Origin of the sequence: Aquiflexum balticum DSM 16537 (assembly GCF_900176595.1) — a bacterium.
Classification (GTDB): domain Bacteria; phylum Bacteroidota; class Bacteroidia; order Cytophagales; family Cyclobacteriaceae; genus Aquiflexum; species Aquiflexum balticum.
The window spans coordinates 1,151,063-1,164,383 of sequence record NZ_LT838813.1 but is presented as its reverse complement, the minus strand read 5'-3'; the positions used below and the strand labels follow the sequence as shown (position 1 = coordinate 1,164,383).

Sequence of the window (13,321 nt, the reverse complement as noted above, 5' to 3'; positions counted from 1 at the left end):
AGACCGAAATTAGGTTTATTTTCTAAAAGGTAAGTACAAAAATCAAAAAGAGCGTCAGCCAGATCACATCCATAAAATGCCAATATGTTGTAAACAATTGGATACGCATTTTTTCAAATGGATTGGTCAGCAGGATCAAATGCTTGACTTCGTCTTTCTCTACCCTGCTATATTGATAGACCATAATGATCGCAAAAATCATGGCACCCACCAAATGAAAAATATGAATGCCGCTCAATACATATAGGAAACTCCCACTGGGCAATCCCCGAAAATCAACACCCATATCTCCAAGTTCTTTCCAGCCCATAAACTGCAATCCCGTAAAGATTATTCCGAGAAAAAATGTCAACAATAAGCTGTTTTTTAACTTGGTCACATCATCTTCCTTAAAATGCAACATCATTTTGGTCACCGTATAGCCACTGATAAGGATAATCAGCGAGCTTAAAATAAATGATTTTGGCATTTTGAATCTAACCCCTTCCATGACAGAGGTGTCCGAAGCTAAAAACGCTACAGTCATAAAAAGAAAAATCAGGCCGCTTCCGAACATCCCAAGATAAATCAGGGTCTGATAGGGATGCATGTTTTCAATTCTTTGAAACCAGGTTTCTTTTGTTTTTTCCATTCAGTTTTGTACTTCTATACCTTAAACATTTTAAAGTCTCTTAGGTTCAGGTTAAAGCGTTACAATTTGATAAAAGGCTTGGAGAAGTAGATTAAAAATCAATTTCCTACCTTTGCAGCTCAATAATCCAATCCCATCCATTTTGGAAAAAAAATCATTTCTTTCCTTTTACCAAAACGATCCCTTCATACAGACCTTGGCAAAATCCATTCTTGACAACAAGAGTGGGGATTACCAATTGAAAAGTCTCTCGGGAAGTTTGGACATCATTGTATTTACCACACTTTTTAGGAGTATAGGTGGTTGCCACCTGATTGTGGCCCACGACAAGGAGGAAGCCGCCTACCTCAACAATGATATTCAGGAGCTTTTGGGGGAAAATTCCACTTTTTATTTTCCGTCAAGTTATAAGCGACCTTATCAGTTCGATGAAATTGAGAATGCAAACGTCCTGCAAAGGGCGGAAGTCTTGAATAAAATTTTGGTCCAGGAACGGGAAAACCCGATTATCGTCACCTATGGGGAAGCGTTGTATGAAAAAGTCATCAACAAAAGGTCTTTAAAGGAGAACACCTTTAAAGCTTCTGTGGGAGAGAAAGTTGATTTGGAGTTTATTGCTGAACTGCTCAGTACCTATGATTTTGAAAAAACAGACTTTGTCTTTGAAGCAGGTCAGTTTGCTATCCGGGGAGGTATTTTGGATATATTTTCGTATGCCAACGAACTTCCATTTAGGTTGGAGCTTTTTGGTAAGGAGATAGAGAGTATCAGGACATTTGACCCGGAAACACAGCTTTCTCTGGACAAAATTGAACAAATCAGCATTATACCTAATATTCAGACGAAGTTATTGCAAGAACAGAGACAGTCCTTTTTGGAGTTTTTGCCAAAAGACACCTTGCTTTGGTTCAAAGATTATCAATTTTCCATTGATGTAATTGAAGAAAATTTCCTGAAAGCCAAAGGTCAATTTGATCAGATTGTCAGTAAGACAGAGAATGAAAAACTTCTACTCAAGCCTGAAAACCTATTTGATGGGGCCGAAGCTTTTGAATTGAAATTGAAAAGCTTTGGAAAAGTAGAATTCGGTCATAAGTTTTATTTTAAAGGAGCAAAAAACTTTGATTTCAATTCCCAACCCCAACCCTCTTTTAATAAAAACTTTGACCTATTGGTCGAAAATCTGGTCGAAAATGAAAAGAAAGGCTGGTTGAATATCATCTGTTCTGAAAGCGACAAACAGATTCAGCGGCTTCAAAACATATTCAATGAACTTGATCCAACGCTCAGTGTGCAATCATTACACATAGGTTTGAGAGAGGGTTTTGTGGATAAAAACCTGGAAATAGCCTGTTATACCGATCATCAGATTTTTGAAAGGTTTCATAAGTATAAAACCAAATCCAAAGCAAGCAAGTCCAAAGCCTTAACGCTCAAGGAACTCCAAACCCTTCATCCCGGAGATTTTATTGTCCATATAGATTATGGTGTCGGGAGATTTGCGGGATTGGAAAAAGTCGATGTGCACGGGAAATCCCAAGAAGCCGTTCGTCTGATATTCAGAGATGACGATCTTCTGTTTGTCAACATCCATTCACTTCATAAAATCTCCAAATATTCCGGACAGGAAGGAACCATGCCGGCCATGTCCAAATTGGGTTCTCCCGAATGGGAAAACAAGAAAAGGAGAGTTAAAGGAAAAGTGAAAGACATTGCCAAAGACCTGATTGCTCTTTATGCCAAAAGAAAAAGTGCGCCGGGTTTTCAGTTTTCCCCTGATTCGGTTTTACAGGTGGAACTGGAAAGTTCTTTTGTATTTGAAGATACCCCGGACCAGGCATTGGCTACGGCAGATGTCAAAGCAGATATGGAAAAAAGTTATCCCATGGACCGGTTGGTATGTGGGGATGTTGGATTTGGAAAAACCGAAGTTGCCATCCGAGCTGCATTCAAAGCCCTGAATGACAGAAAACAGGTAGCGATCTTGGTGCCGACTACTATTTTGGCTATGCAGCATTTTCAGACTTTCAAAGAAAGGCTTGCAGGATTTCCTGTCAAAGTGGAATATATCAACCGCTTCAGGTCAGCCAAAGAAATAAAGGAAATTACCAATCAGGTCAGTACGGGTGAAATTGATATTTTGATAGGGACACACAGAATTGTAAATAAGGACATCAAATTCAAAAACCTGGGATTATTGGTCATAGACGAAGAGCAAAAGTTCGGGGTCAAGGTCAAAGACCAACTAAAGGAAATGAAAGTCAATGTGGATGTGTTGACCTTGACTGCCACCCCTATCCCAAGGACCTTGCATTTTTCATTGATGGGTGCAAGGGATCTTTCTGTAATTGCTACACCGCCGCCCAACCGTCAACCCGTAACTACCGAGATACATACATTTAAAGAGGAAGTCATCCGTGATGCCATATCGTTTGAACTGAGAAGAGGTGGTCAGGTATTTTTTGTCCATAATCGGGTAGGGGAAATAGATGCTATTGCCAATCTGATTTTAAGATTGGTCCCTGAGGCTAGAGTGGCCGCAGCACATGGTCAGATGGATGGCAAGAAGCTGGAAAATATCATGGTCAAATTCATTGAGGGTGAATATGATATTTTGGTGTCTACCAATATCATTGAATCCGGCTTGGATATCCCCAATGCAAATACCATTATCATCAACAGGGCCCATATGTTTGGCTTGAGTGATCTGCACCAGATGCGGGGCCGAGTGGGAAGAAGCAATAAAAAGGCCTTTTGTTATTTACTGACAACTCCCACCACAGGTTTGACAGCAGAAGCAAGGAAAAGGCTACAGACATTGGAGGAGTTTTCAGATTTGGGTGACGGCATCAAGGTGGCCATGCGGGATTTGGATATCCGTGGTGCAGGAAATCTTTTAGGGGCTGAACAAAGTGGCTTTATCACCGACCTGGGTTTTGAAATGTACCATAAGATACTTGATGAAGCTGTACAGGAATTGAAGGAGAATGAATTTGCCGAACTCTTTGAAATCGATCTAAAAGAAAAAGTACAGGTATTGGTACAGGATTGTGTGATTGAGACAGACCTGGAATTGCTGATACCGGAAACCTACGTCAGCAACATCTCAGAAAGACTTAGCCTTTATTCCAAATTGGACAATATCAAAAAAGAGTCTGAACTCCTCGCTTATATCCAATCGATAAGGGATAGGTTTGGACCGATACCAAAAACAGTGGAAGACTTGTTTGAAACAGTTCGCCTGCGATGGATAGCAGAAGAGCTGGGATTTGAGAAACTCGTAATCAAAAACCATATGATGAAATGCTACTTTTTGCCATCAGAAAAGGAAAAATATTTCAAGTCAGATACCTTTGGCAAGATATTAGCGTTTATTCAAAAGCAGGGTAAATACTGCAAAATCAAAGAGGCCAAGAACCGCTTAATCCTCATTATCAATGAGGTAAATACCATAGAAAATGCGAAAAAATGGCTTTTGGGAATGAAAAATTCATAAAAACTGAAAATTTTACATCAGGGCTTATTTGTCTTTCCTCTCAAAATAATTGTATTATTTGCTACAATCCCGCAAAAATCCCATTTTCTATATGGGAGGGTACAAAAAAAATTATTGTGATAAGATATTAATGATTATATATTAGCGTTCTATTTGTGCATAAAAATACTCTACAATTATGGTTTTTAGAAATAACAAAACAGGTTTGATTTTGGCTTCCGCATTGATTATTGTGGGGGCATTCCTTAGTTCCTGTAACAAAACTCCCGGGTACGGCAGAAGGACTGCTGCAAAGCCCGGCAAAGCAAGCCCTACCACAGGGGCGGAATACAGCTTTGATGCTTCAAAAGACAGTACGCAATTCTTGGTAACAAGACTTGCCAAGCAAGAAATCGGACCCAATCTGAAATACATTCAGGGTGGTCGTGCAGTATTGGGTTCTCAGGAACAAGATGTCATGGCTTTCAGGGATAATGCCGAAAGAACAGTGACAATTGCCTCATTTTTCATGGATGAAACAGAAATCACCAATAATGACTATAGGGAATTCCTTTTTCATATGAAGAAAAAGGTCAGTGCAGACTCTATCCAGAAATTGGAACCTCAAGAAGGCGTATGGGCAGGTGCTTTATCCTATAATGATGTTTATGATACATATTATTTCAGATTTCCAGGATTCAATTTTTATCCTGTAGCAGGTGTTTCATGGACTCAGGCTAATGTGTATGCCAAATGGAGAACGGAATTTGTATCTGATCTTATCAGACAAAAAAATGAAATCGACAGTTCTTTTACTAAAAACCAGTTGATTGAAAGAGGAGTTGCTTTTGCAGAATACCGACTGCCCAGTGAGGCGGAATGGGAATATGCAGCCAAAGCCATGATCGGAACGCAATACATGGATGAAAATCAAGAGTACGGAAGAATCTATCCTTGGGATGGAAGGGGAGTTAGAAATCCATATAATGTCAAAAGAAAAGGCAAGCAAGGTGATTTCCTTGCCAACTTCAAAAGAGGACGTGGTGATTATGCCGGTATTGCAGGAACCAATTCCAATGATGGAGAAATTCTCCCAACAAACGTTTATGATTTCCCTCCCAATGACTTTGGGTTATACAATATGGCAGGTAATGTCAACGAATGGGTACAGGATGTTTACAGACCATTATCTTACCAGGATTTTGATGACTTAAACCCCTTAAGAAAAGACGGAATTTTCGATGAGGAGGAAACTTATGGAACAACATTGATCACTGATGACTACAGAGTCTATAAAGGTGGTTCCTGGAGAGACATGGCCTATTGGCTTGCGCCGGGTACCAGAAGATTTATCCATCAGGATTCCGCCACAAACCACATCGGTTTCAGATGCGCGATGATCTCCATCGGAGGTGAAGGAAAATAAAATAGTTTGTCTTTATAGAATTTAAACAGGAGCCTCTCAAAGGCTCCTTTTTTTTTGACTCTTCCTTGGTTTAAGACCACCCATCCAAGTTTAAAAACCAAATACCTAAAATTTCACTTATATTGAAGGCAATTGATCTAATTTCGGTACAACTAAACTTACTACTATGCTCATGAAAAAAATACTGAAAATATCCTTTTTTCTATCAGCTTACTGTTTGCTCATGGTGGGCATCTGTCAGGCACAGGAAGCCCTTCCCTATCAGACCCCTCCGCAAGCGATAGCTGATTTAGTCAATGCGCCTTTGACTCCGACAGTCAGTTTTAGCCGTTCGGGAGATTTGATGCTGCTTTTGGAAAGAGCAGACAATCCCTCCATTGAAGATTTGGCGCAACCCGAACTCCGAATAGGAGGAATAAGAATCAATCCGGCAACAAATGGCCCATCAAGATCGGGGAGTTTCTACAATGTGATGGTAAAAAACACCAAAACGGGTCAGCAGCAAGCCATCAAAGGCCTTCCAAATAATCCTAAACTGGGAGAGATTTCTCTTTCCAAGGATGAAAAATTTGCAGCTGTTACCAATACTACCAATAAAGGAATCAGCCTTTGGGTCGTGGACCTTACCACCTATGAAGCCAAAAAATTGACGGATGAAATTGTTAATGCCACTTATGGTTCCACTATATCCTGGACTCCGGACAATAAGATTTTGCTGAAAGCCATAAATCCCAAAAGAGGTCAGATGCCTGTTGCTCCTTTGGCACCTTCCGGTCCGATTATTCAGGAAACTTCCGGAAATGCAGCCCCATCAAGAACCTATCAGGATTTGTTGAGTAATCCTCATGATGAGGCTTTATTGACTTATTTTATGGATTCTCAGTTGATGTTGATTGACCTTCAAGGCAATAAGCAGGCCGTTGGAAAGTCAGGCATGATCAAATCAGTTGATCTTTCACCTGATGGTAATTACATCGTGGTGGATCTTATCCAAAAGCCATTTTCTTATTTGGTGCCTGCTTCCCGTTTTCCGTATGATGTAGAGATTTGGGATATCAAAGGCAATAAAGTGAAAACTTTGGCCCAAATTCCTTTGGACGAGGTAAGACCTACAGGCTTTGATGCCACAGTTACTGGACCAAGATCTATCAATTGGAGGGCTGATAAACCGGCAACTCTTTATTGGGTAGAAGCACAGGATGGAGGAGACCCGAAAGTCAAGATAGATGAAAGAGAAATCATCTATTCACTGGAAGTACCCTTCACTACTTCACCAAAAAAATTGGCGGGTATTGCTTATAGATTTAGAGGCATTTTTTGGTCAGACGATAATTTTGCTCTGCTGAATGAGAGTTGGTCAGCTACCAGGCAGGTTCGTGTTCATAGAATTGACCCTTCCAATCCCGGTGACAAAGGGACCGTGATTATCGAAAGATCTTCTGATGACCGCTACAATGATCCCGGAAGTCCGGTTTTTACAGTCAATGATTTTGGAAGAAATGTGATTTTGAGAAAAGGAGACGATGTTTATATGACTTCTTCCGGCGGAGGTCCTGATGGAGATATGCCTTATCTTTCAGCCTACAATACAAAAACCAAAACCGAAAAAATCCTTTGGAGAAGTCAGGCCCCGTATTTCGAAAGGGTGGTTAAGGTCCTGAATGCAGACGCAACAGAATTTGTAACACTCAAAGAAAGCACTGACCTACAGCCAAATTACTGGATTGTCAATACCCGCAAGCGAATTGCACCAAGGCAAATTACTGATTTTGTCCATCCTTATGAGTCTCTTAAAGGCATCAATAAATCCTTGGTGAAATACAAGAGAAAAGATGGATTGGATTTGTCTGCTACGTTGTATACTCCCGAAGGATATGACCCTGCCAAAGACGGAAGATTGCCCGTTCTGATGTGGGCTTATCCCAGAGAATACAAATCTGCTGCAGATGCTGCACAGGTAAGGGGTTCCAAATATCAGTTTACCAGATTGAGTTGGGGTTCTCCGATTTATTGGGTAACCCAAGGTTATGCAATTATGGACCAAACCGAAATGCCCATAGTAGGCGAAGGGGATGAAGAACCGAATGACTTTTTTGTGGAGCAATTGGTAGCCAATGCAGAGGCAGCCATTGATTATATTGTTGGTGCCGGAGTTGGGGATAGAAGTAAAATAGCTGTAGGAGGCCATTCTTATGGCGCCTTTATGACTGCCAACCTGCTTTCTTATTCAGACTTATTTGCGGCCGGAATTGCCAGAAGTGGTGCTTACAACCGTACCTTGACGCCTTTTGGTTTTCAGTATGAGCAAAGATCCTATTGGGAGGCGCCGGATGTCTATAATACTATGTCTCCTTTTATGAATGCCAATAAAGTCAAAACACCAATATTGTTGATTCATGGTGAGGCAGACAACAACTCCGGTACTTTCCCCATTCAATCCGAGCGCTATTACAATGCCCTGAAAGGTCATGGTGCGACCACACGTTTGGTTTTCTTACCTCATGAAAGTCACGGCTATGCCGCCAAAGAATCCATTTTGCATACTTTGTGGGAGATGAATTCCTGGTTGGAAAAGTATGTGAAGAATAAACCATAGACGTAAGATTTAAGACGGAAGACGCAAGACATAAGCACTATTAAACCTTTGGGGTCTTTTTTAGACCCCGAAGGTTTTTTTGTGATAGGTGGTTTGAGTCAAGCACCAAAGTCCTGTCCTGATCGGGAAAGCAAAAACTAGAGCCAGAGGCTCTAAACTCAATGATCCGAAGCTACAAGCTTCGGATAACGGGAAGGATAGACCATAGACGTAAGATTTAAGAAGTAAGACACAAGACTTAAAAATCGATTCAACCTTTGGGGTCTTTTTTAGACCCCGAAGGTTTTTTTGTTATAGGTGGTTTGAGTCTAGGAGCAAATTCCTTGGCGGGTATTTTTTACCTTCGGGTCATTGTGGATTACTATTTAAGCTAAAAGGACAAAAATTAAAAATGTCCGTTTTTGAATCAAACAACAAAATTTTTTATTGTTAAATGGATATTAAACGGATAATTTATATAGATTTTATTTTTTACATCTTATTTTAAAACTTTAATTTATAAATATTCACCACAACTTATTCAATATGGAACTCATAATTCAAAATCTTTCCAAGACCTATCCAAATGGAGTGAAGGCGCTCAACGACATTTCCTTACATATCCATCAGGGGATGTTCGGTCTTTTAGGCCCAAATGGGGCCGGCAAATCTACCTTGATGCGAACCATCGCTACCCTTCAGGATGCAGATTCAGGATCTGTATTCTTGGACGACCTTGATGTCTTACATGATAAGCAGCGCCTTCGGGAAAAATTGGGCTACCTACCCCAGGATTTTGGTCTATACCCTAGAATATCAGCCGAAGTCATGTTGGACCATATTGCTCAAATGAAGGGCGTAATCAATAAATCTAAAAGAAAAGACCTGGTGAATTCGCTCTTGAACAAGGTCAACTTATATAAGGATAGAAAAAAGGCCTTAGGTACTTTTTCAGGAGGAATGAGGCAAAGATTTGGAATTGCCCAGGCATTGGCAGGGAATCCTTCACTGATTATCGTGGATGAACCTACAGCAGGATTGGATCCTTCTGAAAGGAACAGGTTTTACAATTTGCTGAGCGAATTGGGTGAAAACACCATCGTCATTTTATCTACCCATATTGTGGAGGACGTGAGTACACTTTGTTCACAAATGGCTATTATTTGCTTGGGTGAGGTTTTAATGCAAGGGAAGCCCTCCGACGGAATCAGTGAGTTGGAAGGACAGATTTACCAAAAAAGTATTGCCAAAGAAGACCTATCTCAATACAAAGGTCAGTTTGATGTAATATCTACCCAATTGAAAGAGGGAAAATTGAGTCTTAGGATCAAAAGCGAAACCGAACCCGGAAGTGGTTTTGTGCCGACGGTTACCAATCTGGAAGACGTGTATTTCAGTTACATTTCTCAAAAAGTGGACCCCATAACTTTGTAAGCTATGCAGGATTTTTGGAATATTTTCAAATTTGAAATCAGGTATAGGTTTTCCAGACCGGCGACTTATGCCTATTTCGGGATGTTATTTGCCATTGCGTTTTTGCTGTTTGGTGGAGGTTTTACACCTGCTTCTGAAAAAGTCTATCATAACTCTCCATATGTAATTGCTTCACTTCAATCAATCATTTCGATTTTCGGCGTTTTGTTGGCATCAGCCATCATGGGAGTCCCGATTTACAGGGACTTGGAACACAAAACAGGAACTTTCATGTTCAGTTATCCCCTTACTAAAGCGGCATATTTCATGGGCCGGTTTTTGGGTTCTTTTGTGGTACTGCTGTTTATCACAACCGGAGTCATGTTCGGGATCTATTTTGGTAGTCTGATAGGTGCGGCTACAGGCTGGACAGAAGCTGAACGCTATGGTCCCCATGTGTTCATCAATTATATTCAACCTTGGCTGACTTTGGTGCTGCCCAATATGTGGATTGCAGGAACGCTTTTCTTTGCCCTGATTATTTTTACTCGAAATATCAAATCCATTTATTCCGGGGGAATTTTATTATTTATTGCCTACTTATTTTCAAGTTTTTTGGCCCAGGATATTGAAAATAAAGACCTGGTTCAGCTGCTTGATCCTTTTGCCCTGAATACATTCAATTATGAAACAAGATACCTGACCCCTTTTGAGCAAAACACATTTGTCTTACCACTTCAGGGCAACCTGTTGTTGAATAGAGTGATTTGGTCTTTAGCGGGATTGCTGTTTTTTGTAGCAGCTTATTGGAAGTTTAGTTTTACTTATTTCTTTCAGGAAAGACTTAAAGGGCCAAAAAAATCAGAAAAAGAGGAAATTTACCAAGCCCCTTCCCAAGTCAGGGTATTCCCTGATTTTTCCCGAAAATATCAATGGTTAAGCTTAGTAGCTTTGAGTAAAATAGAGGTAAGTAATATCCTCAAAGACATTTATTTCAGATCTATCTTACTTGGCGGAGCTATCTTCCTGGCATTGGATTTCTGGATTGGCAATACGATATACAGTGTATCTAATTTTCCGGTTACCAGTTTTTTGATGGAGTTCAAAGGCTTTGACTACAACCTTTTTGTATTTATCATCATTGTTTTCTTCACCGGAGAATCCATCCACAGGAGTCAGTCCTCGGGTTATGCGATTATCAGTGATACTTTTCCGGTCAAAGATAGTGTGATGTTGACTTCCAAGTTTTTGGCTATGGCTGTTGTAACTTTCATTTTGGCCATTATTCCCATTCCGGTAGGAATTATTGTCCAAATATTGAAGGGGTATTTTTTGTTTGACTTTGATATTTATCTGATAGATAGCTTGTTGATCACCTATCCGGATTACCTGCAAATGGTTATGTTGGTATTTGCAGTACACCTGATTTTCAATAATAAATTTGCCGGTCATGCTGCAAGCATTGCAGTTTGGGTAGTGATTGGTTTGGTATTGGACTTGGCCAAGGTCAATTTTACCATGTTTAAGTTCTCTTACAAGCCGGGCTACATTTGGTCAGATATGAATGGCTTGGGCCATTTGGGTAAATCACTATTTTGGTTTAACCTGTATTGGACAGCTTTTGGACTGTTTTTGGTTTTGTTCTTCAGTATTTTCTTTACCCGCGGTTCTGAGACAAATTTTTCCAGTAGGTGGAAAATAGCAAAACAGCGTCTGAGTTCCCCTGTTATCAAACTCTCTTTGGTTTTTCTTTTAATAGCAATTGGTTCAGGTGCTTTCATTTATCAATCAGTAGTGTATGATAATGGTTACCTGACTATTCGGGAGGGTGAAAAAAGAACTGCCGATTATGAGAAGCAACTGAAACAATATCAGTTTATACCTCAGCCTAAAGTTGTTTCGGTTTTTTTGACAGCAGATGTTTATCCGGAAGAAAGGAAAGCAGATTTTAAATTGGACTTGACAATTGTAAATAAAACAGATAGTCCCATTGATTCCCTGCATATGCATTCCACTTCGCTTTCCAATTTTGACATACTACTTGATGGAAAGGTAATGGAATATAGATTTCCTTTGAGTCATGACAAGCGGAAATTTGATATTTTAAATAAATATGAGCAGAAGCATTGGTATAAAATTCTTCCCTTGCCACAAACCATGCAGCCTGGAGACACTTTGCAGATTCAGGTTTTGGCCAATTTGATCAATGAAGGTTTTCCCAATTCGGGATATGGAAGAGACCTTGTCCACAACGGGACCTTTACCAGTGCATTCTTGCCAAGCTTCGGCTATAATGAATCCCTGGAACTGAGTTCGGATGAAACCAGAAGAAAATATGATTTAGGGCCCAAGGATACAGATCTTCCTAAACATGATGATCCTTTCGGGTTGCGGAATCTGCTATTTTCTCAGGATGCTGATTTTGTAAATTTTGAAGCGGTAGTAAGTACTTCTCCCGATCAAATTGCAGTGGTGCCGGGATATCTGCAGAAGGAATGGACAGAAAACGGAAGAAGGTATTTCCATTACATGCAGGATACACCAATACAGTATTTCTTTTCTATTGTATCAGCAGATTATGAAGTGCTGTTGGATGAGGTAGCGCTGCCGGATGGAAAAAAAGTAGCCATTGAAATTTATCATCATCCCAGGCATACCTTTAACCTCGACAGGTTTTTGGCAGCTTACAAAGACGGGTTAGTGTATTTCTCAGAAAAATACAGTCCTTTCCAGTTCCGGCAAATGCGGATTTTGGAATTCCCACGGTATGCAGGTTTTGCACAGTCTTTTCCCAACACCGTTCCTTTTTCTGAAAGTTTCGGTTGGGTAGCTGATTTCAGCGATCCAAACAGCTTTGATTATGTGTATTTTGTAACAGCCCATGAGTTGGCCCACCAATGGTGGGGTCATCAGATTGCGCCGAACTATACAAGAGGCTCAAATTTGATTTCAGAAGCTTTGGCTGAATATTCAGCTCTGATTTTGACCGAAAGGGCTTATGGCAAGGACAATATGAAGCGCTTTCTCAAAGAGGAATTGGACGGATACCTTAGAGGCAGGTCCGGTGAAAGCAAAAAGGAAAATGCCTTCATCAATGCAGACCGCGGATATATCTGGTATCAAAAAGGTGCCTTGGTGCTTTATGCTTTGAGAGATTATATTGGGGATGAGGCTATAGATTCAGCTTTAAAAAGTTTTGTGGGAGAGTTTGGGCTGAAAGAAACGCCTCCTTTTGCTGGTAGTTCTGATTTACTCAGGTATTTGACTGACCACACGCCAGATTCTCTTCATTATTTCCTGGATGACACCTGGAACAAAATTACTCTTTATGAAAATAAAGTGATAGAGACCACGGCTGAAAAGACCGGGGAAGAGGAGTACTTGGTCACCTTGATGCTTTCCTCGCAGAAATTGTATGCAGACAGTCTTGGTCGGGAAACACCGGCTATTTATGATGGGGATTATCTGGATATCGGGATTTTTGCCGCCGAGGATAAAGATGAAAATGGGCGTAATCGAACTAATCCATTGTATATCCAAAAACACAAAATAACTCCCGGTGAAAACAAAATTCAGGTCAAAGTACAAGGAGGTGTTCCTGTGAAAGCAGGAATTGACCCCTACAACAAGCTTATTGACAGGATACCCGATGACAATGTGGTCAATGTGACTGTGAATTAGAAAAGTTAATCTTTGGGGTTTATTTTTTGACACCAAAGGTTTCGTATAAAACGCCATTTATTTGTAAAAAGTGGCCTGTTAAAATAAGAAGACCATTGAGGGAGTTTAAAACCCCAATGG

At 40.3% G+C, this 13,321-nt stretch carries 6 protein-coding genes; 5 read left to right on the top strand and 1 reads right to left on the bottom strand.

All coding sequences use genetic code 11. The annotated features are described in order from the left end of the window. Positions 1 to 22: 22 nt before the first annotated feature. Positions 23 to 631, bottom strand: a complete 609-nt coding sequence (locus B9A52_RS05145; protein WP_084119289.1) for a cytochrome c oxidase subunit 3 — start codon at positions 629 to 631, stop codon at positions 23 to 25. A gap of 142 nt (positions 632 to 773) precedes the next feature. Between B9A52_RS05145 and mfd the strand changes: the two genes are divergently transcribed. The 5 genes from mfd to B9A52_RS05120 all read left to right on the top strand — a co-directional run bounded on the left by mfd (position 774) and on the right by B9A52_RS05120 (position 13,201). Continuing rightward, positions 774 to 4,127 carry a transcription-repair coupling factor gene (mfd, locus tag B9A52_RS05140; RefSeq protein WP_084123400.1) on the top strand — a complete coding sequence of 1,118 codons (3,354 nt, stop codon included), beginning with the start codon at positions 774 to 776 and terminating at the stop codon, positions 4,125 to 4,127. 178 nt (positions 4,128 to 4,305) lie between these two features. Beyond that, positions 4,306 to 5,532 carry a gliding motility lipoprotein GldJ gene (gene gldJ, locus B9A52_RS05135; RefSeq protein WP_084119288.1) on the top strand — a complete coding sequence of 409 codons (1,227 nt, stop codon included), beginning with the start codon at positions 4,306 to 4,308 and terminating at the stop codon, positions 5,530 to 5,532. 172 nt (positions 5,533 to 5,704) lie between these two features. Next, positions 5,705 to 8,128 (top strand): alpha/beta hydrolase family protein, encoded by a 2,424-nt coding sequence (locus tag B9A52_RS05130; protein WP_084123399.1) that lies wholly within the window; start codon positions 5,705 to 5,707, stop codon positions 8,126 to 8,128. Between the two features lie 525 nt (positions 8,129 to 8,653). Beyond that, positions 8,654 to 9,541 carry an ABC transporter ATP-binding protein gene (locus B9A52_RS05125; protein ID WP_084119287.1) on the top strand — a complete coding sequence of 296 codons (888 nt, stop codon included), beginning with the start codon at positions 8,654 to 8,656 and terminating at the stop codon, positions 9,539 to 9,541. Between the two features lie 3 nt (positions 9,542 to 9,544). Next, the gene (locus B9A52_RS05120) at positions 9,545 to 13,201 is read left to right on the top strand and encodes an ABC transporter permease/M1 family aminopeptidase (protein ID WP_084119286.1); all 3,657 of its coding nucleotides are present in this window, start codon (positions 9,545 to 9,547) and stop codon (positions 13,199 to 13,201) included. The last annotated feature ends 120 nt before the right edge of the window (positions 13,202 to 13,321 follow it).

Excerpts from the sequence above, each read along its gene's own strand:
- B9A52_RS05145 (WP_084119289.1), bottom strand. The coding sequence starts at position 631 with ATGGAAAAAACAAAAGAAACCTGGTTTCAAAGAATTGAAAACATGCAT.
- gldJ (WP_084119288.1), top strand. The coding sequence starts at position 4,306 with ATGGTTTTTAGAAATAACAAAACAGGTTTGATTTTGGCTTCCGCATTG.
- B9A52_RS05130 (WP_084123399.1), top strand. The coding sequence starts at position 5,705 with ATGAAAAAAATACTGAAAATATCCTTTTTTCTATCAGCTTACTGTTTG.
- B9A52_RS05125 (WP_084119287.1), top strand. The coding sequence starts at position 8,654 with ATGGAACTCATAATTCAAAATCTTTCCAAGACCTATCCAAATGGAGTG.
- B9A52_RS05120 (WP_084119286.1), top strand. The coding sequence starts at position 9,545 with ATGCAGGATTTTTGGAATATTTTCAAATTTGAAATCAGGTATAGGTTT.